The organism is Arthrobacter sp. TMN-49 (assembly GCF_054511095.1).
In genome coordinates, this window is the sequence record NZ_JBTNDH010000044.1 from 1 (window position 1) to 24,914 (window position 24,914).

Sequence of the window (24,914 nt, forward strand, 5' to 3'; positions counted from 1 at the left end):
TGTTTTACTCACAACTCACAAGCAAAACCCCTCAACTGTCCACGAGGGTATGAGACATAGTGTCTACGAAGGTCCGAGACAGAACCGTCCAATAAGGTATGCGACATAACAGGATCAATCCGGGAATGTAAGCGCTTTCGGCGTCCAATAACTGCCACACAGATTGGGCGGGACTAGGCCGCGACAGTCCTAAAGCCCAGATTGCCGCTGGCGGAGTCGGGGGTATTGGAGCTCCTGGCTGCGAGCCGGTAACGGTTGCAATAGGAGTCGTGGCACAGGTACGAACCGTCGCGCATGACCCTGCCGCGGCCCATCGTGGGCCCTGCGGGGTCCAGCACCGTGCCCTGGGCCAGACAACCCTTGTAGTACTTGGGCAGGAACCAGTCCGCACACCACTTCCACACATTCCCGCTGGTTTGGTACAGCCCCCATCCATTCGGCTCGAAGCTGTCCACCGGTGCCGTGATGAGGAAACCGTCCGCGCAGCTGTTCTGGGTGGGGAAGGTGCCCTGCCAAATATTGCAGTGGTGGCGCGTCCCGCCGTCGGGATCGGTCCCGTGCAGTTCATTACCCCACGGGTAGCGGGCTTGCGTCAGCCCGCCCCGGGCGGCGTACTCCCATTGGGCTTCCGTGGGCAGTGCGCGCCCGGCTCACGCGCAATAGGCTAGTGCGTCGTCGTGGGAAACCTGGGTGACGGGGTGGTCCGGGATGTTCTGCCACGACGACAGTGCTCCGGTGGGGTGGGCCCAGTCGGCACCGCGCACATTGAGCCACCACGGCGTACCGCCTGCGGTGCTTAGAATATCGCCCTTCTCAGCCCGAACGGCCAAGTGGAACACGGCCGAGGTGCCGTAGACCTCGGACTCCGTCCTGTGGCGTCAACGAACGCCGCAAGGGCGGCATTGCTGACGGCGGCGGTGTCGATGCTAAACGCGGAGACCTCCACCTGGTAAACGGGGGTTTCGCCGTCGGCCGGGTACCCCTCATCAAAGGGATCGCCCATGGCAAAAGTGCCCACCGGGATCGAGACCTCGTCCTGAACGGCGCCTGCCTGGCGCGGCGGGACACTCAGCGAAAACGTCTGCGGGGCCGCCGGGGTGTGGGTGTGAAGTTCGGGCCAGCCGGCGGGACTGCAACAACCGGACATGGACTCTCTTTGCACGGGGAATCTCAGTGGGCAAGCAGTGAATTCCTTGCAGTCTATGTGTCCGTCGTGAGTTGGCGGCGGGGGCACACAGTGTGTCAAGATGGCGCCATGGATGCGCACGTTGTGATCATTGGTGGCGGGATTGCCGGACTATCCCTGGCCTGGCGGTTGGCCCCGTCGGTGTCGGTGGTTGTGGTGGAGGCCGAGAACGCGCTGGCGTTTCACAGCTCCTCGCGATCAGCCCGGCAGATGCAGCCAAGCTACGGCCCGCCAGCCATCCAGGAACTGACCCGACGCAGCATTGTCATGGTCGGGGAGATTTCCGCGAGCCTGGCATCACCCATCCTCAAGCCCCGGCCCCTGATCACTCTTGGCTCCGTGGCGCAGGTCAAGGCCCTCGTGGCCGGGGATTCGAAGCTGATCCCGCTCACCCACCGCGAAACCATGAGGCTCAGCCCCGATTTACGACCGGAGTCCTTCGCGGCAGCCGTTCTGGATGAGACGGCCATGGAGGTGGATGTGCCGTCACTGGTGGAGTTTTACCGCAGCCACGCTGTTGCAGCCGGTGCCGTGGTGCTGACCGGGGCGCCGGTCACCGCTGCCACCGCCCACGGCAGCGGTTTTGTGGTGGTGGCCGGGGAGCACAAAATCACGGCTGCCACCGTGGTGAACGCTGCCGGGGCGTGGGCTGACCCGGTGGCGGCCGTGTTTGGGGTGCGCCCCCGCGGCCTGGTTCCGCACCGGCGCAGCGTGGCCATAGTCTCCACAGCAACCCCGGCCAATCCCGCAGGTCCCATGGTGGAGCCCGCCGATGAGTCCTACTACTACCGGCCCGACGGCGAACAACTGCTGATCTCCCCGTGCGAGTCCGTGCCCACCGCGCCTGGGGACGCCGAGGTGGTGGAGGGCGACATCGCCGAACTCATCCTCCGCATTGACGCCGTGACCAGCTTGGGAATTACCGGCGTCGCACGTTCATGGACGGGACTGCGCACCCACCCGGCCGACGGCCTGCCGGTAGTGGGTTTCGACGGCGTCGTGCCGGGCTTTTTTTGGCTGGCCGGGCAGGGCGGCTATGGCATTCAAACGTCGGCGGCCCTGGCTACCGTGGCTGCCGGACTTTTCCTGGGGGAACCGGCAGCTGGCGACGCCTCACTTGCGGCAGCCTTGAGCCCGCAACGGGCCGGACTGGTCGAGTCTTAGCTGGCGGCGCCGGAGGCCACGACGCCCACGCCCAGCACGGCCAGGATGCCGCTGCTGATGCGTTCAATGAGCGAGTTGACCTTTGGCTTGCGCAACCATGTCATGGCCTTGTATGCCACAAAGGCAATGACAGTCAGGTACAAGGTGCCAATCACGGCAAGGATCAGGCCAAGGATCATGGCCATGCCCAGGGTGTTGCCGCCATGCGGGATGAACTGCGGCACCACGGCCAAGTAAAACAGGCCAACCTTGGGGTTAAGTAGCGTGGAGACCAGGCCCGAGGCAAAGGCCGCCTTGGTGCTGTAGCGCAGAGGCTGCTGGCCGTCGTTTTCGGCGGCCATGCCTTCCTTGGCAGCCTTGCCGGCCTTCAGGAATGAGGACACGCCAAGGTAGAGCAGGTACAGCCAGCCGGCAATCTTCAACCACCGGAACACTTCGGCCGACTGTTCCAGGATGGCGGCCAGGCCAACGCCCACCAACGCAGCCCACACCAGCGCACCCACGCCCGATCCGGTGGCGGCGGCAATGCCGGCGCCGGCACGGTTCAAGGAGATGCGCAGCACCAGAACGGTGTCGGGGCCGGGAATCAGGGAAAGCATGAGGCACAGGCCGGCAAAGGCCAACAGGGAAACAGCAGTCATGACAACCATTGTCAGCTCTGGAGGTGCCCAGCAAGGCGACCCCTGCCGACCGGGTCTGCCCTGCCAGACTCTGGCGGTGCCTGCGTTCCTAGGACAGGGTCACTGCACGGTGCGTGGCGATGCCGTAGCTGCGCCCCGGGTAATCGAGGCCGCTAAAGTACTGGTTGGTGTGCGCCACGATCTGTTCGCCCGTCACAGCAACCCCGCCAAATTCGGTGTCCTCGGTGGTGTGGCAGTCGCTGACCAGGACAAAATCGTAACCGTCGATGGCCGCACGGTGGGCTGTGGTGCGCACGCAGTAGTCAGACTGCGCCCCGGCCACGATCAGCCGGCCAACGTTGAGGCGCTCCAACTCCGCCGTGAGCGTGGTGCCCTCAAAGGAATCCCGGTAGCTCTTGAACACCAGCGGGTCGCCTTCTTGCACGGGCAGGGAGGGCTCAAGTTCCCAGCCGCTGCTGTGCCGCGGCATCTCCGGCTCCTCATGCTGGACAAAGATGACGGGAAGCTGCGCCGCACGGGCCCGGCCGATGAGCACCGCGGTGCGGGCCAGCACCCCGGAGACGTCAAAACAAGGTGCCAGCACATCCTTTTGCAGGTCGATGATCAACAAGGCAGTTCCGGGACGCTCATTGGGCTGGCTCATCCAAGGAGTATTTCATGCAGCGCCGCACCTGACTAGGGCAAGCGGGCGGTGTCTGCCATGCCAGACGCCCGCCGCAGCGTGGGCACCTGGGGTGACTGTCCGACGTCGTACGCTAAGGGCATGAGCGAACTGATCACCAACATCGGCGAATTGATGACACAGGACAGCGAGCGGGGCACCGTGCGCAACGCGGCGGTGGTGCTGGAGGGGGAGCGGATTGCGTGGATTGGCGACGCCGGGCACGCTCCTGCCGCCGACACGGTCACCGACGCGCAGGGCAGGGCGGTGCTGCCGGGCTGGGTGGATTCGCACAGCCACCTGATCTTCGCCGGGGACAGGACGGCCGAATTTGAGGCACGCATGGCGGGGGAGAGCTACAGTGCCGGCGGGATTGCCGTCTCGGTGAACGCCACCCGCGCGGCCAGCGACTACGACCTCACCCGCATGGCCATGGGCCGGGTAGCGGAAGCGGTGTCGCAGGGCACCACGTACTTGGAAACGAAAACTGGCTACGGCCTGGACGTGGAGCATGAGCGGCGCAGCGCCCGCATCGCCTCCACCGTGGCCGACCAAGTCACCTACCTGGGCGCCCATCTGGTCCCGGCGGGCATGGATGCCGACGCCTACACGGAGCTGGTGTGCACCGAGATGCTCGACGCCGTGCGGCCGTACGTGAGCTGGGCCGACGTGTTTTGTGAGCGTGGCGCCTTCAACCCTGAACAGTCCCGACGCGTGCTGGCGGCCTGCCGTGACGCGGGCTTGGGGCTGCGGGTCCACGGCAACCAGCTCGGCCACGGCGACGGCGTCAAGCTGGCCGTGGAGTTTGCGGCGGCCAGCGTGGACCATGTGAACTTTGTGACTGATCAGGATGTGGCCCTGCTGGCGCAGTCGTGGTCGGGTTGGGATGCCTCCGCGCCGTCCGGCAGCGGCGGTGTGCGCGGAACTGTGGCCACAGTGCTGCCGGCCTGCGATCTCTCCACCCGGGCCCCGCTGGCCCCCGCCAAGCAACTGGTGGATGCCGGGGTGCAGATTGCCATTGCCTCGAACTGCAATCCGGGCACCTCCTACACCTCATCCATGGCGTTTTGCGTGACCACCGCCGTGCTGCAGATGGGCCTGAGCGTGCACCAGGCTGTGCGTGCGGCAACGTACGGGGGAGCACTGGCCCTGGGCCGGGAATCGGGGGCCGATGAGGACGGCCGGCGGGCCGTGGGCTCCTTGGCTGTGGGGCACCGGGCTGACCTGCACATGCTCAAGGCGCCCTCGGCCACGCATCTGGCGTACCGCCCGGGCATTCCCCTGACGGCAGCTGTGTGGCGGGCAGGGGTCCGCGAAGTTTAGCGTTTAAACAACTAACCCGCAGAAAACGGCGAAAATTCATGATTTTCATGAGATTCTCGGCGTTTTCTGCGGGTTAGTTATTAGGGGGTTGGGTCCTTAGCCATGCCTGCGGTGACGGCGAACCAACATGGTTGCTGCACCACCAAACAAGGCCAGCAAGGCGACGCCCAGGATCGGAAGGACCCCGTTGGCGCCGGTGTTGGAGAGTTTTCCATCCCCATTGCTTGCAGTTGTTGCGGCAGTTGTTGTGGCAGCTCCCGCGCTGGCTGGCTGGCTGGCGGGCTGGCTGACGGCGGCGCCGGTGACTGTCAGTGCAAGGCTGACCTCGACCGGCTTGCCCTCGGCGCTGGTGCCGGCAATGACTACTGTGTGCTTGCCAGCAGGAACGTTGGCGGGCAGCTTGGCGGTCAATGTAGCTGTGCCGTCCTTAGCAACGACCGAGGTGCCCAACAGGACCGGGTCGGAGTGCAGCGTGAACGTTGCCTTGGTGCCGGGCTTGAAGTTCCGCCCCGTGATGGTCAGTTTCCCGCCCGGTGCCACAGTTGCTGCGCTCAGGCTGCCACTGGTGGTGTTGGTGGGAACGGCCGACGCCGTGGCCGACGGCGTTACTGAACGTGTTGCGCTCGGCGTTACCGAAGGCGTGGTCGTCGGCGTAGCTGACGGCGTGGCGCTCGGTGTTGCTGACGGCGTGGCGCTCGGTGTTGCGCTCGGGGTTACCGTAGGCGTCGCCGTCGGGACCGCGGCGGTGCAGCTGAACTTGGCATCCGCCCAGTCGGCCCACTCGTCACCGTTCAAGCCGGCAACCTTAATCTTCGCCGCATTCAGATCGATGTAGCGGACACCCGTGACATCAACATCGAAGGTATACCCGTCGCTGTCAACAGTCAGCTGCGGGGACGTGGCAAGAGTCTTGCCGTCCCCCACAACTGTGAAGACCACGTTGCCGCGGTGCGCCTTGGGCAACTTTGCGTCGTCAATGCCAACCACTGCGCTGAAGTTGGTGCACTGGGCGCCAAGGTAGTAGCGGATGCTGGAATCGGCGTGAATACCAAGACCCTTCGGATAAACCTTGCCGTCAAGGGTGATGGGAGTTCCATCGCCCTCGGCGTCTTCACCGTTGTTCAGGTCACGCTCAACCGGTCCCCATTCGTTCACAGGCGTGCCCACGAAGTCTAGGTCGCTGGCGAACGTGTCCTTGGTGGGTGCATCGGGCGGTGTGCCCACGGTGCTGATGGCCACGGAGCCTGTGGCGGCCTTGCCGTTGCTGTCGGTGCCGGAAACACTGATGGTGCCAGCGCCCACGGCGGCATCGGCTGCAACGTTGTACGTGAACGTTGCAACACCTGTTGCAGTGGCGGTGGCCTTGCCCAGTTCGGTGCTGCCGAGGGAGAAGATGGCCTCCGTGGCGGACTTCAAGTCACCCACAGTGACTCTGTAGCTCTTGCCTTGCTCCAGTGGCCCGCCGGGGGTAACCACAGGGGCCAAAGCAAGTGCGGGTGCATCGTCGGAGCAGCTGAACTTGGCATCTGCCCAGTCAGCCCAGTCATTGCCGTTGATGCCATTGGGATCAACAACTAAGTCAACGTACTTGGCACCCTTCAGGTCGACGTTGATGGGCAGCGCCGCCGAGGCGCCTGTCAGGACGCCGGAGTTGTAGAGTTCCACGCCGTCGCCAAGAACCTTGAAGATGACAGATCCGCGGGTCGCCTGGAAATCATCGATACCAATGACCGCAGAGAAGTTCGAGCACTGGGCGCCAACGAAGTACTTGACACTCGAGGCCGCGTGAACGCCAAGGCCCTTGTTGTAGACCTTGCCGTCAAGCATGATGGCCGGGCCGTCCTTCTCGCCCTGTTCACCGTTGGTCAGATCCTTCTCGGCAGGTCCCCAACCGTTGGCCGGGGTGCCAATCCACTGCATGTCAGAGGCGTAGGTGTCCTGCGTGGGCGGGTGTGGCATGGTGTAAACACCCACGGTGGATTCCGCCTTGCGCTCACCAATCGGGTCAACGGTGGTGGTGTACACGGAGTTTGCCGTGACGTTGTAGTTGCCGTCGGCGGAGGCCGGGGCAACAACATTCCACCGGGTGATGAGCTTCGCACCCGGTGCCAGGGTTGTAGCAGTTGCCGGGGTGAGCGGTGTTGCCGTCCAGCCAGCGGGCAGCTTCAGCGTCACTGCCGCGTTGGACACGGCGGCGGGCTCATTGGAGACCAAGGTGGTGGTGAACTCATTGTCGGTGCCCTGCTCAATGATGGGTCCGGTTTGTGTAACCGACAGCTGGGCACAGGCCGGGGTGGTGGATGATTCACCCAGGTCACGGATCTGCAGGTTGTCCAGGGACAAATCTGATGCCGTAGACCCCGTGCGCAACAAGCCAACGTAGCTGTCGCCGCAGGCGCTGGCTGTGAAGTTCTGTACCCAGCGAGTTGTCTCGTGGGTGGTGGGGAACGGTGTTGACTGCGTCTGGACCGCACCCGCTGTTCCGTCATAGCCGCCAACCCAGGAGTACTCATTGGCCTTGGTTGACTGGTAGTTGAAGGAGACTTCGTAGTCGTGGCCGGGCTTGAAGGGCATGGTTGCCGGGGTGGTCCGGTACACCAGGCCAGCGTTCTCCTCATGGGCGTGCAGGGAGAAGTTGCCGTCCAAAACATCATCCATGACCTTGCCGTTCCAGCCCTTCTGGGTGAACGGTGCGTGGATCGGGGCAAGGTGCGTGCGCGGATCGGTGACGTCGCCGGCATCGCCCTTCGCAAACGGGCCCCAGCCCTGGTCGACGTCCTCAAAGTCCTCGGCAAGAACCACACCACTGGGTGTGGCTCCGGTGACCACGTCGGCTGCCGTGACCTTTGTGGTCTCGACCACGCGAACGTCATCAACCAGGACGGCAGTGCTGCCGGTGCCGGCGGAGATCTTCAAGACGGGCTTGTCACCATCATTCTTCACCGCCACCAGAACGCTCACACGCTGGGTGAAGGTGCGGTTCTTCTGGTCGCCAGCAACAGTGTTGAACAGGCTGGAGGAGTTGATGGTGTTGGTGACTGCCGGGGACCCGGGCACGGTGGCGCTGACTGTGGTGTCACGTTTGCCGCGCGGGAACTTTTCTTCGCTGGTCAGGGTGGGATCGATTTCAAGCCACGCGCTGACGGAGTATGTGCCCTTATTCAGTGCACCGAGAGTCTGGGTGATGCTGGCAGCCCCGTCGCCCAGGCGGGCTGCTGTCAGGCCCTTGGCGGAACGCGCAAGAGTGACGTTGCCCTGCGGGTTCCAGGGCGCCAGGGAGCCGGAGTTGAAGCCGGGATCGTTCACGCCATGGCCGTAGCCCCAGTTGGTGCTGGCGTTGGGGATGACGGTCTCAGCTGCTGAGATGGCAGGTGTGGTGGCCAACGGTGTGGTGGGAACCAGCACATAGGCTGTGTTGGCCTTCGGGTTCAAGTTGACCTTGCCCCCGGTCACAGCCACGTCGCTGACAAATGTGCGGCCCTGATCCGTGAGCTCGTAGAGCTTCAAGGAGGTCTGGTTGGCAAATTCCGGTAACAGTGTCCACGTCTGAGCCCCGCCGGTGAGGCTGTAGTTGTACAGCTTGGTTTGCTTGTTGGTGTCATTGGTGGCGGTTTCGCCGAACTGCACCATCTCGCTGGCCCACGGCAGGAGGTAGTTGTGGCCGTCAAGGACCTTCACGCCGTTCTGGGTGATGATCCGGTTCTCCAGCGAGGTTCCCGTAACGCTCAGCTCGTTCTCCAGCGTGATCGCCTCGGGCGTCCACGTCTTGATTTCCTGCTGCTGGAGGAACTTCACCGGGACGTTGTTGTCCCACACGTTCTTAAGGAACTTGGTGTAGTCGTTCTGGCCGGTCCACCCCTGCCACTCAATGATGTGCTGGGTGCCCAGACGGGCGTCAGGATTCCAAATGTCACGCTGGGTGTTCTGGGCAAAACGGAGAATCTCCGAGTTCCAGCCCTTGAGGGTGCTTCCACCGTATTTTTCATCCACGGCCCAGTGGGACCAGGTGTTGTTGCGCACCATGGAGTTGGCGAACTCGGAGGACACCGAGAAGCCGTTGTCCATGATGCTGCGCTGGAGGCGCTCACCAACCCAGCCGGACTCGTAGTACACGTCAATGTAGTTTGCGCTCAGGTTGTCATCGGCGGCCTGGTCCAAGCCTTCAATGCGCTTGTTCTGATCTCCCGAGAGCACGTCGCGGCGCTGGTCGATGTAGTACGACTGTTCCAGCCAGTTCCAGCCCTTTCCCGGAGGCTGCTTAATGAACGTGTCACTGAAGGCCATAGACTCCGGGTAAGCCTCGGTGTTGTTCATGTGCACGCTGAACGTTGCACCGTATTCCTTGGCCTGCACCAGGAGGGAGTTCATGTCCTTGATGCCACCGGCGCGTTCGTTCCAGTTGCCGCTGAAGTCGGTGTTGGCCGAGTCGTGGCCTTCGGAGGTGAAGCCCTTCAGCAGGGAATACTGGCCCAAACCGTCCGTGGCCAGGGCTGTGTGCTTGACATCGTCAAGGGTGCGCAGGAACGGGTTGGTGGCCTGGCTGGCAAAGTTAAAGGGGATGTTTTGCACCACCCGGTTCTTGACATCTTCCCAGCCCTTGGGCTTGTACTGGATGTCGCGGGAGGCGATGGCGCCGTCCTGCCAGTTGACTGTTCCGTCGGCGTTGGCGTCGGCTGTGATGATGACCTTGGCTTCGGGGAGGGGCTCGGTCTCGGTGGAACCTTTGGCGCGGTACAGCCAGGCACCCGAGGAGATGCCCACCTTCTTGTTGGCGCCGTCGGCCTTGACTTGGCGCCAGAAACGGCCACGCTCGGAGGCAGCCAGGGTGTTGTCGGCGGTGGACCACGCGCCGTCGTATAGCGAATTGCTCTCAAAACCTGCGGCCAACGCGGCATTGTTGGCGATGGCCACCATCGACGTCTTCGCGGCAGCATCAACGGCCGTTGCGGTGGTCACGGCGGTGATGGTGTCGCCCGAAACGGCACGGTCGGTGGAGACCACTGCCGTGGCCACGGCAGCACCTGCCTCAGCGGAGGAGAGGGTGACAAGGTCCTGATCCATGATCTGGATGCGGTTGACCTTGTCGGTGCCCGTTTCCTTGATCTCGGTGATGTTGAACGACAACACGTTCTTGGCCACCGAGAGCTTGGCTTTCATGCTCACCCCGGCCATGGCCGGCACCGTGATGTTGTAGTCGATCGACTGGCCGTCGGCGTTGACGGTGGATGTCACCGTGACGTCGTGGTCGGTGCCGTTGAGACGCATTTTGGTGGCGACAGCTGTGGCGCCCATCACGGTCTTTCCGGCGAGCGTGTATTTCAAGGCCTGGGGGAACGCGGTGGACACCTCAACGGACAACGTTCCGGAGGTGATCACCGCCGATGCATCTGCAGCGACGGCAGGAATGGCCGCGGCGAGGGGGACGACGGTGCCGGCCATGACGGCGCCGGCGATTCCTATCCCTAACCACGTGCGTTGGTGTCGAGCGAGTGACATCAAGAGCTCCTTGAATAACTTTTTCATGGTCCAAGTGGCGGTCTGCGCACTTGTTGGTGTGATGCGGCTGGCAGTGTTGGCCGAGCCGAGCATGACCCAGCTCACACTGTTATGCATAACATTACATTATTGTGCCCAAGTGTCACCCGTCGCGCAAGGGTGGAAATATTAAGACTCTGCGCAACCGGGGCCGCGGGCCGCACCAGTCAAGTGATTGATTGTGACGTTTTCTCCGCTAATGTGATCACTATGTGCTAGGATTGTGCGTAAGCCGGAGTGCTTCAGTTGGCTGGCAGATGGTACCGCTGAAGCCCCTAACTAAGGAGAATGCGCAGCATGAGCGAAAACACCCAACTTGGCCCTTTCATGGACGCCGAGCTCACCAGTCAGCCCGAGGTGTGGGCGCAGGCAATTGCCCAGGCCAAGAGTGAGAAGCTGCTGCCTGCAGACGGTCAGCGCGTGGCAGTGATTGGTTGCGGGACGTCATGGTTTATGGCCCAGAGTTACGCCACGGCCCGCGAGAGTGCCGGCAAGGGTGTCACCGACGCTTTCGCCGCCTCCGAAGCATTCCTGGGTGCCGAGCGTGGCTATGACGCGGTGGTTGCCATCACCCGCTCGGGCACAACGACCGAGGTGCTTGAAATTCTCACGGCCATCAAGGGCACAGTGCGCACAGTTGCCCTGGTGGGTGACATTACCTCCCCGATCATGACCCTGGCCGATGCCGTTGTGGAACTGCCGTACGCCGATGAGCAGTCAGTGGTGCAGACCCGTTTCGCCACCACAGCATTGGCGTACTTGCTGACAAGCGTTGGCGTGGACCTGAGCGCAGCCGTTGAGGATGCCAAGTCCAGTGTCATTGCTCCCGTTGAGCAGGAACTGATCGACGCCGAACAGTTCACCTTCCTGGGCACTGGCTGGACTGTCGGGCTGGCCCACGAGGCCGGTTTGAAGATGCGGGAAGCCGTGCAGGGTTGGACCGAGTCCTACCCCGCCAAGGAGTACCGCCACGGACCCATCTCCATCGCCGCCCCGAACCGCGTCACCTGGATGTTTGGCGATCAGCCCGAAGGCTTGGACAAGGACGTTGCCAAGACAGGTGCGCTGTACATCAACACCACCATGCACCCGCTGGCTGAGCTGGCCCGCGTGCACCGTGTCACCCTCGAACGCGCCCGCGCCCGCGGCATGAACCCGGACCTGCCACGCAACCTCACCCGCTCGGTGATCCTGGACGACTAAATTTCCGCCGTTAGCCTGAATTCTGGCTAACATGTTAGGCACGCCACTTCGCAACGACGTGGCGTGCCTAACGTTTGTCCCTGAACAACGGCCCGCAGTAGATACTGCCACCGGCTTTGCCTTCTAAAAAGAAATTACCGTCATGAATACCTTGAGCAACCGTGCGGGCGAATCCGTTGCACTGCCCACGAACGTCACCACCGACGCCGTCCTGGCCTTTGACGTCGGCGGCACCGACATGAAGGTCGGTGTGATCCTGGGCGATCCACGCCACGGCAATGTTGTGGTCCGTGATCTGCAACGCCACCGGACCCCGCTCGATGGGGCCCGCTCCGGCGAAAGCGTGTGCGCCAGAATTGTTGAGTTGACAGCCGACTACCGGGCCAGCCACCCGCAGCTGAACATTTGCGCCGTTGGTGTCACCGTTCCTGGCATTGTTGACGAGGATGCCGGCATTGGCATTTACTCGGCCAACTTGGGCTGGCGGGACTTCCCCTTCACGGCGACGCTGACGCAGGCTCTGGGCCTGCCCGTCGGTTTCGGGCACGACGTCGGCATGGCCGGTGAGGCTGAATTCTGTCTCGGCGCGGCCGTGGGCAAGAGCGATGTGCTCATCCTGGTGATCGGAACAGGCATCGCCGGGGCGCTCTTGTGCGACGGCAAACGGGTGGCAGGCGGCGGCTACGCGGGGGAGATCGGCCACGCCATGGTCCCCAGCCCCGATGGCGGCCTGGCCATCCTGGAGTCCCTGGGTTCCGCAGGCGCCATCGCCCGCCGCTACACCGAAACCACCGGCACGGCCGTGGCCGGTGCCCGTGAGGTGATGGCGCTGGCGGCGGCCGGGGATGCGGCGGCGAAGACCGTCTGGCATGACGCCATCAACGCCCTCGCCTTCAGCGTTGCCCAATGCGTCTCCCTCCTTGGCACCGAAACTGTTGTCCTCGGTGGCGGCCTGTCCATGGCGGGCCCGGCGCTCTTTGAGCCGTTGGCTGCGCGCGTGGATGAGCTGTTGAGCTTCCACCGCCGCCCGCAGTATGTGCACGCAGCCCTGGGTGAAAACGCCGGGCTCATCGGTTCGGCCTTGAAGGCGCGCAGCCTGACCGCCAGCCCCACCACGGAGAAGGACGCGCCATGATTGCTAACAATGTAGTTCTCACAGTCACCCCGAACCCGGCCGTTGACGTCACCTACACAGTGGACGGCGTGCACCTGGGCTCCTCCCACCGCGTGCCGACACCCCTGTACCGGGCCGGGGGCAAGGGCCTGAACGTCTCGCGGGTGGCGCAACAACTGGGCCACCCGACGCTTGCCATCGCCACAGCGGGCGGCGCCTCGGGTGAGCAACTGCGGGCCGATCTACTGGCGGCGGGGATCGGGCACCACCTTGTCCCGGTGACGGCGCAGACCCGGCGCACCATCGCCCTGGTGGACACGGCGCACGGGAACACCACCAGCATTTTCAACGAGGTGGGCCCTGCCCTCAGCGGCACCGAATGGCAGGCGCTGAGCGCTGCCGTGGTGGAGCACCTTGGCGGCGTGCAGACGGCCGACGGCGTGCGCAAGCCGGGCGTGCTGGTCGGCTCGGGTTCCCTGCCGGAGCGGGCGCCGGCGGATTTTTACCCAGCGCTGGTGGCCTTGGCCCACGCTGCCGGGGTGCCGGCCATTATTGACACCTCCGGGGACGGCATTCTGGCGGCGGCGAAGGCCGGTGCCGATCTGCTCAAACCCAACAACCACGAGCTGATGGAGGCCGTTGGCGAGAGTAACCTTGTCAGGGCTGCCCGCACGCTCATGGATTTGGGGGCCAAACGTGTGCTGGTCAGTGTTGGCGAGGAAGGCATGCTGGCCTTCAGTGCCGACACCCCCGGGCGTTACCTGCAAGCAAAACTGCCGGCAGCGCTGAGCGGCAACCCCACGGGTGCCGGCGACGCAGCCGTGAGCGCGGCCGCCGTCGCCCTTGCCAACGGGGTGGATGACCTGCGCGAGATTCTGCGCGCCGCCACCTCCTGGAGCGCGGCAGCTGTGCTCATGCCCGGTGCCGGGGAGATTTCTCCGCGGTACAGCGAGCTGGCCCAACAACTGATCATGACAGACCACTAAGGAGCACATTTCATGGCTTTGACAAATACCCGCGACATCATGAATCTTGCCGCCCAGTCGGGCATTGGCCAGGGCGCGTTCAACGTCATTCACTTGGAGACCATCGAGGGGTTGATTGGTGGGGCCGAGGCTGCGGGCCGCCCGGTGATCTTGCAGATTTCCGAAAACTGCGCCAAGTTCCACGGCGGGCTGGAACCGGTGGCGCTGGCAACCCTGACCGCCGCCAGCAAGGCAAGCGTTCCCGTGGCGGTGCACCTGGACCACGCCGAGGATGAGGCGCTGGCGTACGAGGCAGTGGATTTGGGGTTCGGCTCCATCATGTACGACGGCGCCCACTTCGACTATGACCGCAACGTTGAGGTCACAGCCCGGGTGGCAGCCTACGCCCATGCCCGCGGCGTATACGTTGAAGCCGAACTGGGCCGGGTCGGTGGCAAGGACGGGGCTCATGCGCCCGGGGTGTTGACAGATCCCAGCGAAGCGGCCGCCTTTGTGGCGGCTACCGGGGTGGACGCCTTAGCTGTTGCCGTGGGTTCCTCGCACGCCATGACTGAGCGCAGCGCGGCACTGAACTTGGTGCGCATTGCCGAGTTGAAGGCGGCCTTGGATGTGCCGTTGGTGTTGCACGGCTCCTCGGGGGTCTCGGATGAGATCATTGTGGCAGCGATTGCAGCAGGCATGACCAAGATCAACGTCTCGACACACTTGAATGGTTTCTTCACCCGCGCCGTGCGTGAGTACTTGGATGCCAACCCTGCTGTAGTAGATTCACGTAAGTACTTGGGTGCAGGACGCGCGGCCCTGGTCCCTGAAGTTGCACGGTTGCTGACCTTGTTTGCCGGCGCCGGTCAAACGGATAACTAAACGCGATGGCCGCTGGGCCGTCCCGGGGAGAAAACACATGAACAGAACTGAACGGCTCACAGCGATTTTGGACATTCTGGCCGCCGACGGCCACGTGGAAGTCGATGAGATTGTGGCCAAGCTGGGGGTTTCCCCGGCAACGGCTCGACGCGATTTGGACTCCCTGGCCAATGAGCGCCTGCTGACGCGTACCCGCGGCGGTGCCACGAGTGGTTCTGTTTCTTATGACCTGCCGGGGAGGTACAACCGCGACGACCATGCCGAAGAAAAGCAGCAGATCGCCCACGCGGCCAGTGCCTTGATCCCCAAGGGTGCCGTGATTGGCTTGTGCGGTGGCACCACCAGCACGGCACTGGCGCAGGTGCTGTCCACGCGGGAAGACTTGATGGTGCAATCCAACAGGCCAACCCTGACAGTTGTCACCAACGCCATCAACATTGCCGCGCAACTGGCCATCCGGCCCAACTTTAAGATCATGGTTACCGGCGGCATCGTCAACCCGCGGTCGTACGAGCTGGTGGGGCCCTACGCGGATTCGTTGTTGCAGCGGGTGGCCCTGGACTTCGCCTTCATCGGTGTCAACGGGATTGAGCCCGGCGCCGGCCCCACCACCAGTGACGAGGGGGAGGCCTCGGTGAATTCGCGCATGGCCCGGCGGGCCTCGGAGGCCTACATTCTGGCCGACGCATCCAAGATCGGCAAGCGTGCCTTTGCCACCATGGAGGAGCACGACTTCCGCAACCTCATCACCGACTCCCGCATCACCAAGGAGCAGCTTGAAGCGTTCCGGAACGCCGGCACCAACGTGATTGTGGCGCCCCAGCTCTAGGCGAAGAACTCCTTGCCGTAGTAGCTGCCCGGCGCGGGGAGCCCCGCTGGAACAGCAAATACTCCCGAACCCACATGACGGATGTATTCGTTGAGCCTGTCGGAGCTGCCCAATTTGCGCTGCAGCGCCACGAATTGTTCGGGGTTCCTTTGGAAACTCAGGAACATCAAGCCGGCGTCCAGGCGCCCCACCGCGTCGAGCCCGTCGGTGAAGTTGTAGCCGCGGCGCAGGATCTTGGTGCCGCCATTGTTTTCATGAGCCACCAGGGCCATGTGGGAATCCGGGGCAATGACCGGCGCCCCCGCAACGGTGGCGTGGAAGTCAGGGACGTCGTGCTCCTTGCCGCCGGAAAGGGGTGCGCCCTCACCTTTGGTGCGGCCAAAGATGCTCTGCTGGTCCCCGATGGTGTCCTCGTCCCAGGTCTCAATGAGCATGTGGATCTTGCGGGCCACCAGGTAGCTGCCACCCACCATCCAGGGCTGGCCGGCTTCCTCGCCCACCCACACCTGCTGGTCAAGCTCCTGGGCACCCTTCACATTGCGGGTGCCGTCCTTGAAGCCCATCATGTTCCGCGGCGTGGTTTGATTCGCACCGGCGGAGGCGCGCCCAAAACCCAGCACAGTCCATCGGGTCTTCACCATGGTTCGTGCCATCCGCGCCAGGTTGCGTACTGCGTGGTAGGCCACCTGGGGGTCGTTGGCGCAGGCCTGAATGCACAGGTCCCCACCCGTCAGGGCCGGGTTCAGCGACTCCCCGGCCATGGCCGGCAGTTGCGCAAAGTCGGCGGGCTTGAACTTAGCCAGGCCAAACCGCTCATCAAAGAGTGACGGGCCATAGCCCAGCGTGAGCGTCAGCCCCTGCGGCCCCATGTCCGTGGCCTCGCCGGTATCCCCGGGAATGGCATGTTCCCGGCCCGGCTCCACCTTGCCCACTGGCGCGCCGGCCGTCATCTCGGCCATGGCCGCGGACCACTTTGCCAGCACCAACTGCAATTCGGTGGGGCTGGTGGCGGTCACGTCAAAGGCCGTGAACACCAGATGGTCCTGCGGGGGAGTGTCGATGCCGCCCTGGTGCTCACCATAAAACGGGTAGGTCAGGGTGGCCCGCCCAGCCATGCGTTCGACGTCGGACAAGGGGGCGGGCGGGACGGCGGCACCTGGCACCAGGCCGCTGCCCACACCCAGCGCCACGCCGCCGGCACCGGCAAGCGCCGCGGATCCGCTAAAGAACTTTCGGCGCGAAACCCCTGCCGCCGGCCCAATGGGCTCAGTCATTAGACAGTTGCCACTTTCTCGGAAATCTTCGCCAACGGTGCCTGCAGCGACTGGATCAACTGCGTGAGCTTGGCGGCGTCGGTCTTCTTCAGCTCTTCCGTGTAGGCCTTGAAACCGCCCAGGGCTGCGCCATCCTTGTACCCGGCCAGGGCCGTGGTGACTGTCTCAAACTGGGTGGCGATCTGCTCGCTCAGCGTTGCGTCAATGTCCTTCAGGGCCGGCTTCAAGTACTCGAAGGCCTGCTGTGAGCCCTCAATGTTGGCGGCGAAATCCACCAGGTCCAGCTTGGAGTACGCCTCTTCCTCTCCGGTGATCTTGGAGGACTGAACCTCCTCGAGCAGGCCGCTGGCACCGTTGGCCAGTTCCTCGGGCTTGTAGGAACCCTTGGCTTCCAGCTCAGCGGTGAGCGACTTCAAGGTGCCCACGTTCTTCACGATGCCAGCGGCCAAAGCCTTTGACTTCGCGGTGATGGACTTGCCCTCAAACAGGTCCTTTTCCAGGGGGTGGAAGCCTGTCCATTCCGTTCCGGGTTCGACGTCGGCCACACGCAAGTCGAGGGCTGGGTCAAGGGCCGGGAAGCTCTCGGCGACAGGTTCGATGCGCTCAAAGAACGGTCGGGCTTGGGCGTACGCCTTTTGGCTGGCGGCAACGTCGCCGGAGTCAACGGCCTTTTGCAGGGCTGCAACGGCCAGCACCAGGCTGTCCACCTGGCCCGAAACGTACTTGGCGTAGCCGTCCGTGCCTTCCTTCAACTTGTCGCTGACACCATTGGCTGCCGCCGTTGCGGCGCCACCCTTGACGGTAAACGGCTTGTTTTCGGTGACGGCGCCGGGGCAGTAGAGCTGGTATTCGCCGCCCGTCAACGTCACCGAGAAGCTGACCGCCTTCAAGCCCGGAATGACGTTCTCACGTTCACCCAGGATGCGCTTGTCGCTGAGCAGTTCCACTTCGCTGACACCCGAGGCGTCCTTGTTGGAGATGGTGAACGTGACGGGGCCTGCCGGGGCGGCGGAGAAATCCGGAACGCACTGATCTTCTCCGTTGACCTTTTCAACGCTGACAGCAATCTGGGCGGCACCGTTGCTGACGGGCGCGGCATCACCCTGGGGAGCGCCGGCGTCGGCCTGGGGCGCTGCGCTGCCACAAGCAGCCAGGGAGAGGGTGAGCACTGTTGCGCTGGCGAGCAGCACGGCTGTCCTGGAGCGCAGGGTGGGGGTGGGCAAGGCAGACATGTGTGTCCTTCGGGAAGGGGTGCGGGAGGGGCGAGCAAAAAAGACTGGGGGCACAAAGTGGCTGGCGCGTGCGGCGCCAAGCCACGGTGAAACAGAATTAGGGTGAGGGTGCGGTGATGAGCAGCTGGCGGCGATTGCGGCGGACCGTGCCGAACAACATCAGCGCGGCAACGACGAACACTGCCGGCAAGTAGCGGGAGTAGAGGACGTTCTCTGCCACCGCGGATTCAAAACTGCTCAGCTCGGTGACGACGGCGTTGACATGCTTTTCGGGAACATGCCAGCCGCCCTCACCGGCCACGGCGATGGTGCGCGCGGTGGTCAGGCCGCCACCGCTGAGGGTCAGCGTTGCGCCTTGGGTGCTGACGGCATCGATGACTTTATTGTTCACAAGCCACACGGTGATGTTGCCCAAGTGGTTCCAGTCGGCGGCAAAGGGGCCGGGGTTCTTGGCGGGGCTGATGCCCACCGGCGTCCGGCCACCGTTGAGCTCACTCAACGTCGCCACCGAGACCTTGGCGGGCTCGGCCTGGGCCGCCGTGGATGCTTGCGCCGAGTAGACGGCAGCAGTGCGTCCGGCATGCGACTCGGTGCCGTGGCTCGTCAGCGGGTAGCTGGCTTCGGTGCCGTCGGCGGATGTCACCTCAAGTGTTGTTGCCTCGCCCGGGGCGAGCCGCAACGAACCCGACGCCTGACCGGATGAGGTGAGCAACGGCGTCGAACGTTCCGCGGCGGGCGCGGCCGGGGTGGCCAAGGGGGCGGCCAAAACCAGCACCAGGGCCGAAATGCTGAGCGTTGCGGCGGCGGCGAGTTGCAGGCGCGGCAAGGCTGCGGGGCTGGGCCGCCAGCTGCGCGGCCACAAGATGAAGGCCAGCATGGGGATCAGGTACAGGGCCCAGCCCAGCAGCTCCACCACGCGGGGGTCGTTCGGGATGCCGAACACGCCGGTGAGGATGGCCGCCCGGGCGCTGCCGTTGGGGGCCAGCCAGGTGAGGTTCACGGTTGCGTCCTGGCCGATGTTGAGCCAGCCGGCTTCGTGGGCCGTGCGCAGCGACTTCATGACGAGTCCGGCGGCGACGAACACCAAGAACACGCCGGTGGCCTTGAAGAACTTGGCCAGGTTGAGTTTGATGGCCCCGCGGAACAGCAGGAATCCGACGCCGGCGGCGATGGCAAGCCCCAGCAGTGCACCCAGTCCGGCACTTAGCGGGTTCAGCGAGGACTGGAAGGCGGCCACCATGAAGACGGCCGTTTCGATGCCCTCGCGCAGCACGGCCAAAAAGGCCATGCCGGCCAGGGCAAGCACGGAGCCGCCCTTCAGGGCTGAGCCGGCATGGGCTTCCAGGGTGGACTTCATGGAGCGGGCATTTTTGCTCATCCACAGGATCATGAACGTCACAATCACCACCGCCACGGCACCAATGACTGTTTCCATGGCCTCTTGCTGCTGCTGGGGGAGTGCTGCCGACACCAATTCCAAGGCGATGCCCACCACGGCGCTCAGGAGAACGGCCGCGCCAACGCCCAGCCACATGTGCTTGAGGGAACTGCCGTTGCGACGCAGAAAAGCGGCAATCATGCCCACTATCAGTGCGGCCTCGAGACCTTCACGCAGGCCGATGACAAGTGTTGCAAGCACCCAAATACTCCGGTATTCCCTTGACGCTACAAGCCGGGGTGTGCCTCGGCTCTCAGGCAAGGCTACCCTTAGCCTGCCGCTAAGCACCAATTAGGCCAGTGAACTGTTGCGCAATGCGTGATCCGCCTCACCACTTGAGGTCAGGCGCGTCCAGCACAGTCGTGGACGGATCGGCCGGGGTCCACTGGGCAAAGTTGGTGTCCAGGGCGTATTGTTCCCCGGCCCTGAGTAGGGTGCGGACCTCGGCGTTCTCCGGGTTGTTCAGGGATTCAAAATACTCCACCGACCAGTGAAACCAGCGCATGCAAAACAAGCGCATCGTCAGCCCGTGCGTGACCAATAAGGTGTTGGGGGCGTAGTCCGGTTTGGACCAGTGCCTGTATAGGGTCTCCATGAACGAGGACACCCTGTCATACACATCCGAACCGGATTCGCCCTCACGGAACCGGTAGAAAAAGTGGCCGTAGGCGTTGCGGAGTTCCTTTTGGTCGGCGATCTCCGCCGGGTTTTGGAAGTTTGCCCAGTCTTGTTCGCGCAGCCGCGGCTCCTCAATGGTCCGCTCCACCAGATCCCCCAGATTCAGGGCCGCAAGGGTCTGGTAGGCCCGCAAATACGGTGAGACATAGACGCATACTTTTTGCCCGTCCAACTGCCGCCGCACCTTTTCCCCGGCCGCCTTGGCCTGCGCCAGCCCCAGCTCGGTCAACGGGATCCTGTAGTCGGGGATCCTGTTGTACAGGTTCTGGTCAACGTTGGCCGCCGACTGTCCGTGGCGGATCATGATGATCTTACGTGGCGCGCTCATAGTGAAGAGCCTAACCCCACCCCTCCCGCGCGCGCCCCGCGTGCACCATTTGCCCCGGGGGCGGGGCATGATTGCTTCTATGAGTGAACCAGTGCCCGCCGTTTCCACGCACGACGCCGGACCTTGTGTCCCAGCCCCACCCACCTCAGGTGCCGTGCCCGGCGTCGATCAGCAGGGGTGGGGGAACAGGTCCCGGCGGCGGCTCATCGTCGAGGTGCTGCTGGTGCTGGGACTCTCGCTGGGGCAGTCGGCCGTGTACTCGGTGGTGTCGCTGCTGGACACGATGAGCCGGGCCCCCCTTGCCCAGGGCACCTCAACTCTGAATGCTGTCCGTAACAACCGTGAATTCTTTGACCTGACGTACCAGCTTCTGGACATTTTCTTTGCCCTGGTGCCGGTCATGCTCGTGTTTTTCCTGCTCGCCGAACCCGGGAAATCCGTGTTCCGGCGCATCGGGCTGGATTGGCGCCGCCCGTTCCGTGACGGGCTGGGGGCGCTGGCACTGCTGGTGATCATTGGGGTGCCGTCGCTGGGAATTTATGCTGCCGGGCGAGCCCTGGGCATCACCACCGAGATCATCCCCAGCGCCTTGAACCAGTACTGGTGGACCATTCCGGTGCTGGTGCTCTCCGCCATTCGTGCCGGCGTGCTGGAGGAGGTCATCCTGGTGGGGTATCTGCTGGGGCGGCTGGAAAAAATCGGGTTCAGCCCCTGGGCGGCCATCGTGATGAGTTCGCTGCTGCGCGGCAGCTACCACCTGTACCAGGGTTTCGGGCCGTTTCTGGGCAACGTCCTGATGGGGGTGCTGTTTTGCTGGATTTACAGAAAGTATGGGCGCGTGGCACCTCTTGTGGTCGCGCACGCGCTGGTAGACATTGCGGCGTTCACGCTGGGCCCGGCCCTGGGCTTCGGCGGCTAGCCACGCACCCGCCTCCTCGATCCCTGTAACTCGCCTAGCGCTTTCCTCGACGAAATCGGTCCAACAACTGCCACATGGATCCGGGCCGGAGACGGGAACGGCACCCGCCCACCAGGGGAGGGTGCCGCTCGAGTCGCTGGCTCAACGCAAACGCTAAATGGTGACCGGGCCGTGCGCTGTCTCGAAGGTCACGCTCATAATGCCGGGGGTGCCGCGCGGGGCAATCCACTCCACCGCAACGTCATCCAGCGGCGCCTCGACGGGTTCGCCCAACCACTCGGTGACGCGTTCGGCGCTGCCGGCGATGGTCAGCGAGGAGAGCTTGACATTGGATTCGCGTGCCAGCGACGGGTGGAGGGCCGGGTCGCCCTCCCATTTGAGCATGTAGGGCACCTGCGGGTCGGCGATGAGGCCCTTGATGCCTATCTGCTGCCACATCAATTCCTGGCCGTCGGGGAACTTCCTGTTGCCCGGAACGGCGCTGCGGCCCAGGCGTTCCTCGAACGGGGTGAGATCGTCAACGGCGACGCACCACCCCATCCAACCGCCACCTGCGGCGGACCGTGCCTTCACTGCCTGACCGAACGGCGCCTTGTCCGAGGCGGGGTGATTAAGGCACTCAACAATCTCCACATAGTGGTGGTCAGTGAGGGGAATAATCATATTGCGGGTGCCGAAGCGCGGATGAATTCCACCACGCACTGCATCGACCCCGAGGGCTGTCGCGATTCGCTCCGTGGTGGCAGCCAATCCATCTGATTCACTGGCGTAAGAAACATGATCCATTCGCATGAGTTCATCTTGGCACTTTGTTTCTCAACGCTCGACTTAGTGTTACCTAAGTCACGTAGGACGTGCGATCTTGTGCGGATGCGGCGCCGTCGCCGGTGGGGCAGAATTGGAGCGTGACTGATACTGGAAACGCCCCGCTGACCCTGCCCACCGCCGCCGCCACGGAGGCCCGCATCAGTGCCGCCCTGGCCGTCGAACTGGCCGTGCGGCCGGCGCAAGTGCGTGCCGCCATTGGCCTGATGGACGACGGCGCGAGCGTCCCCTTTATTGCCCGGTACAGAAAAGAAGTCACAGGCACCTTAGATGACACGCAGCTGCGTGACCTTGAGGAGCGGCTGCGGTACTTGCGCGAGCTGGAGGCCCGGCGCACCAGCGTGCTGGAGACCATTCACGGCCTGGGCAAGCTCACTGCGGCGCTGCGCAATGCCGTCGATGCTGCCGCCACCAAGTCGGAGCTGGAGGATTTGTACCTGCCGTACAAGTCCACGCGCAAGACCAAGGCCGACACCGCCCGCGAGGCCGGGTTGGAGCCGTTGCTGGATGCCCTGTTGGCCGACCCTTCCCGCTTCCCCGCCGTGGCGGCCGACGCTTTCGTTGATGCAGCCCGCGGCGTTGCCACAGCGGATGACGCCCTGGCCGGAGCCCGCGCCATACTGATTGAACGGGCCGGCCAGGATGCTGCGCTGGTGGGTGAGCTCCGGGAGCGGCTCTGGAAAACCGGGCGCCTGCGCTCAAGCGTGAAAACCGGAAAGGATGCGGCCGGCGAAAAGTTCAAGGACTACTTTGACTTCTCCCAACCCCCGCACACGCTGCCCAGCCACCGGGTCTTGGCCCTGTTGCGGGGTGAAAAAGACGGCGTGCTCAGCCTGGATTTGGCCGAGGCCGACACCCGTGACGCGGACGCCGCCGCACTGGCCCGGTCCCGCTACGAAAACGCCGTGGCCCACTCCCTGGGCATCGGCGAATCCGGCCGGGCAGCCGACAGCTGGCTCATGACCAGTGCCCGCCTGGCGTGGCGCACCCGCATCCTGACCCGGCTCTCGGTTGACCTGCGCGTGCGGCTGTTCCAGCGCGCCGAGGAGGAGTCGGTGCGCGTCTTCGCGGCAAACCTCCGCGACGTGCTCCTGGCGGCGCCGGCCGGAAACCGCCCAACCTTGGGACTGGATCCGGGACTGCGCACGGGCGTCAAGGTTGCCGTGGTGGACGGCACCGGCAAGGTCGCAGCCACGGAGACCATCTACCCGCATGCGCCGGCCCGGCGCTGGAACGAAGCACTTGCCACCCTGGTGGCCCTGGCGAGCAAGCACGGCGTTGAACTGATAGCCATCGGTAACGGAACGGCCAGCCGGGAGACGGACAAGTTGGCCGGTGAACTTGTCGCCGAACTTAAGCGCACAGCCCCCGAGCGCCAGGTCATCAAGCTGGTGGTCTCCGAGGCGGGCGCCTCGGTCTACTCGGCGTCGGGGCTGGCCAGCGCCGAACTGCCCGGCATGGACGTTTCCCTGCGCGGGGCCGTCTCCATCGCCCGCAGGCTCCAGGACCCGCTGGCGGAACTGGTGAAGATCGATCCGAAGTCCATCGGCGTGGGCCAGTACCAGCACGACCTCACCCCGACCAAGCTGGAACGGTCCCTGGATGCTGTGGTTGAGGACTGTGTGAACGCCGTGGGCGTGGACCTGAACATGGCCTCGCCAGCCCTCCTGGCGAGGGTGGCCGGCGTCGGGCCTCTTCTGAGCGAGAACATTGTGGCGCACAGGAACGAACATGGCCCGTTCGCCAAGCGCCGCGAACTGCTCAAGGTGGCGCGGCTTGGCCCCAAGGCGTTCGAGCAATGTGCCGGATTCCTGCGCATCACCGGGGGAGCGGAGCCGCTGGACGCCTCCAGCGTGCACCCGGAGGCGTATGGCGTGGCCCGCAAGATCCTCACCGCGGTGGGTGCCAGGCCCACCCAGATTTCTGCCGGAGTGGGTGCCGTGTCGGCGCTGAACCCGGCGGACTTTGTGGACGGCACCTTTGGCCTGCCCACGGTGGTTGACATTGTGACCGAGCTGCAAAAACCCGGGCGCGATCCGCGGCCCCGCTTTGAAAGCGCAACGTTCACGGAGGGCATTGAGCGGATCACCGATCTGCGCCCCGGCATGATCTTGGAGGGCACCGTCTCCAATGTGGCGGCGTTTGGTGCGTTCGTCGATGTTGGTGTTCACCAGGACGGGCTCGTCCACGTCTCGGCCATGAGCAACTCCTTTGTCGCGGACCCGCACACGGTGGTCAAATCCGGCCAGGTGGTCCGCGTGAAGGTGCTTGAGGTGGAGCCCGACCGTAAACGCATCTCCCTGACCCTGCGCCTGGACGATCAGGCCGCCGATGCCCAAGCAGGGCCCACGCCCGCGAGGGGCCCCGGACGAGCGCGCGAGTCAGGGGAGCGGGTGGGGATCGACGCCGGCACCCGCACCCCCGTTGCCCGGGCGGCAGGGCGGCCGTCACCTCAAGGTGGCCGGCAGCCCCGCTCCGGGGGAGCGCAGCCCGGCGCGCAGGGTCAGGGTGCTCGGGGACAAGGTGGCGACCGTACGGGACGCCCCGCAACACCTCAACCATCGGCCAGCACCGCCATGGCCGAAGCTTTGCGCCGCGCGGGCTTAGGAAAGTAAGCGAACGGCCTCCACAGCGCCGGGGGGGGGAAGGGGAAGGGGGGGTTGGAGAGACGCAACGTAGGAATCTCTCCCTCCCCCCCGCTCTTATCTTCCCCC

The 24,914-nt window shown here is 64.3% G+C and carries 17 protein-coding genes and 1 pseudogene; 9 read left to right on the forward strand and 9 right to left on the reverse strand.

The features are described from left to right. Positions 1 to 173: 173 nt before the first annotated feature. A pseudogene (locus ACX80E_RS15435) lies at positions 174 to 1,147 on the reverse strand (formylglycine-generating enzyme family protein). 108 nt (positions 1,148 to 1,255) lie between these two features. Here ACX80E_RS15435 and ACX80E_RS15440 point away from each other — a divergent pair. Next, positions 1,256 to 2,350: an NAD(P)/FAD-dependent oxidoreductase gene (locus ACX80E_RS15440; RefSeq protein ID WP_459302920.1), complete on the forward strand. Its 1,095-nt coding sequence runs from the start codon at positions 1,256 to 1,258 to the stop codon at positions 2,348 to 2,350. Here ACX80E_RS15440 and ACX80E_RS15445 read toward each other — a convergent pair. Both ACX80E_RS15445 and ACX80E_RS15450 read right to left on the reverse strand, forming a co-directional pair. After that, positions 2,347 to 2,991: a LysE family translocator gene (locus ACX80E_RS15445; protein ID WP_459302921.1), complete on the reverse strand. Its 645-nt coding sequence runs from the start codon at positions 2,989 to 2,991 to the stop codon at positions 2,347 to 2,349. The genes ACX80E_RS15440 and ACX80E_RS15445 overlap by 4 nt on opposite strands. An 88-nt stretch (positions 2,992 to 3,079) precedes the next feature. Next, complete coding sequence (locus ACX80E_RS15450) at positions 3,080 to 3,634, reverse strand: isochorismatase family protein (protein WP_459302922.1); 555 nt, start codon at positions 3,632 to 3,634, stop codon at positions 3,080 to 3,082. Between the two features lie 120 nt (positions 3,635 to 3,754). On the opposite strand from ACX80E_RS15450, the gene ACX80E_RS15455 reads away from it, so the two are divergent. Further along, a complete protein-coding gene (locus tag ACX80E_RS15455) occupies positions 3,755 to 4,975 on the forward strand; it encodes an amidohydrolase family protein (RefSeq protein ID WP_459302923.1) in 1,221 nt (406 codons plus the stop codon). 96 nt (positions 4,976 to 5,071) lie between these two features. Here ACX80E_RS15455 and ACX80E_RS15460 read toward each other — a convergent pair whose 3' ends face one another. Next, positions 5,072 to 10,471 (reverse strand): endo-alpha-N-acetylgalactosaminidase family protein, encoded by a 5,400-nt coding sequence (locus ACX80E_RS15460; protein ID WP_459302924.1) that lies wholly within the window; start codon positions 10,469 to 10,471, stop codon positions 5,072 to 5,074. Positions 10,472 to 10,807: 336 nt separating this feature from the next. On the opposite strand from ACX80E_RS15460, the gene ACX80E_RS15465 reads away from it, so the two are divergent. The 5 genes from ACX80E_RS15465 to ACX80E_RS15485 all read left to right on the forward strand — a co-directional run bounded on the left by ACX80E_RS15465 (position 10,808) and on the right by ACX80E_RS15485 (position 15,506). Beyond that, complete coding sequence (locus ACX80E_RS15465; RefSeq protein ID WP_459302926.1) at positions 10,808 to 11,713, forward strand: SIS domain-containing protein; 906 nt, start codon at positions 10,808 to 10,810, stop codon at positions 11,711 to 11,713. A 142-nt stretch (positions 11,714 to 11,855) separates the two neighbouring features. Then, positions 11,856 to 12,848, forward strand: coding sequence for an ROK family protein (locus tag ACX80E_RS15470; RefSeq protein WP_459302927.1), 993 nt, complete (start codon positions 11,856 to 11,858; stop codon positions 12,846 to 12,848). Further along, on the forward strand, positions 12,845 to 13,813 hold the full coding sequence (locus ACX80E_RS15475; RefSeq protein ID WP_459302928.1) for a 1-phosphofructokinase family hexose kinase: 969 nt from the start codon (positions 12,845 to 12,847) through the stop codon (positions 13,811 to 13,813). Before ACX80E_RS15470 ends, ACX80E_RS15475 begins: the two co-directional genes overlap by 4 nt. A gap of 12 nt (positions 13,814 to 13,825) precedes the next feature. After that, positions 13,826 to 14,677, forward strand: coding sequence for a class II fructose-bisphosphate aldolase (locus ACX80E_RS15480; RefSeq protein WP_459302929.1), 852 nt, complete (start codon positions 13,826 to 13,828; stop codon positions 14,675 to 14,677). A 37-nt stretch (positions 14,678 to 14,714) separates the two neighbouring features. Further along, positions 14,715 to 15,506: a DeoR/GlpR family DNA-binding transcription regulator gene (locus ACX80E_RS15485; RefSeq protein WP_459302930.1), complete on the forward strand. Its 792-nt coding sequence runs from the start codon at positions 14,715 to 14,717 to the stop codon at positions 15,504 to 15,506. Here the strand turns inward: ACX80E_RS15485 and efeB are convergent. The 4 genes from efeB to ACX80E_RS15505 all read right to left on the reverse strand — a co-directional run bounded on the left by efeB (position 15,503) and on the right by ACX80E_RS15505 (position 20,456). After that, positions 15,503 to 16,780 (reverse strand): iron uptake transporter deferrochelatase/peroxidase subunit, encoded by a 1,278-nt coding sequence (gene efeB, locus ACX80E_RS15490; RefSeq protein WP_459302932.1) that lies wholly within the window; start codon positions 16,778 to 16,780, stop codon positions 15,503 to 15,505. The two genes, ACX80E_RS15485 and efeB, sit on opposite strands and share 4 nt — an antisense overlap. Beyond that, positions 16,780 to 18,012 carry an iron uptake system protein EfeO gene (efeO, locus tag ACX80E_RS15495; RefSeq protein WP_459302933.1) on the reverse strand — a complete coding sequence of 411 codons (1,233 nt, stop codon included), beginning with the start codon at positions 18,010 to 18,012 and terminating at the stop codon, positions 16,780 to 16,782. The genes efeB and efeO overlap by 1 nt, the downstream gene beginning before the upstream one ends. Positions 18,013 to 18,109: 97 nt before the next feature. Beyond that, the gene (gene efeU / locus ACX80E_RS15500; RefSeq protein ID WP_459302934.1) at positions 18,110 to 19,651 is read right to left on the reverse strand and encodes an iron uptake transporter permease EfeU; all 1,542 of its coding nucleotides are present in this window, start codon (positions 19,649 to 19,651) and stop codon (positions 18,110 to 18,112) included. A 127-nt stretch (positions 19,652 to 19,778) separates the two neighbouring features. Then, the gene (locus ACX80E_RS15505) at positions 19,779 to 20,456 is read right to left on the reverse strand and encodes a histidine phosphatase family protein (RefSeq protein ID WP_459302935.1); all 678 of its coding nucleotides are present in this window, start codon (positions 20,454 to 20,456) and stop codon (positions 19,779 to 19,781) included. Between the two features lie 79 nt (positions 20,457 to 20,535). Here ACX80E_RS15505 and ACX80E_RS15510 point away from each other — a divergent pair, with 79 nt between their 5' ends. After that, positions 20,536 to 21,375, forward strand: a complete 840-nt coding sequence (locus ACX80E_RS15510; RefSeq protein ID WP_459302936.1) for a CPBP family intramembrane glutamic endopeptidase — start codon at positions 20,536 to 20,538, stop codon at positions 21,373 to 21,375. A 153-nt stretch (positions 21,376 to 21,528) separates the two neighbouring features. Here the strand turns inward: ACX80E_RS15510 and ACX80E_RS15515 are convergent, their stop codons facing one another. Continuing rightward, a complete protein-coding gene (locus ACX80E_RS15515; protein ID WP_459302937.1) occupies positions 21,529 to 22,167 on the reverse strand; it encodes a VOC family protein in 639 nt (212 codons plus the stop codon). Between the two features lie 113 nt (positions 22,168 to 22,280). On the opposite strand from ACX80E_RS15515, the gene ACX80E_RS15520 reads away from it, so the two are divergent. Then, positions 22,281 to 24,815 carry a Tex family protein gene (locus tag ACX80E_RS15520; protein WP_459302938.1) on the forward strand — a complete coding sequence of 845 codons (2,535 nt, stop codon included), beginning with the start codon at positions 22,281 to 22,283 and terminating at the stop codon, positions 24,813 to 24,815. Positions 24,816 to 24,914 lie beyond the last annotated feature (99 nt).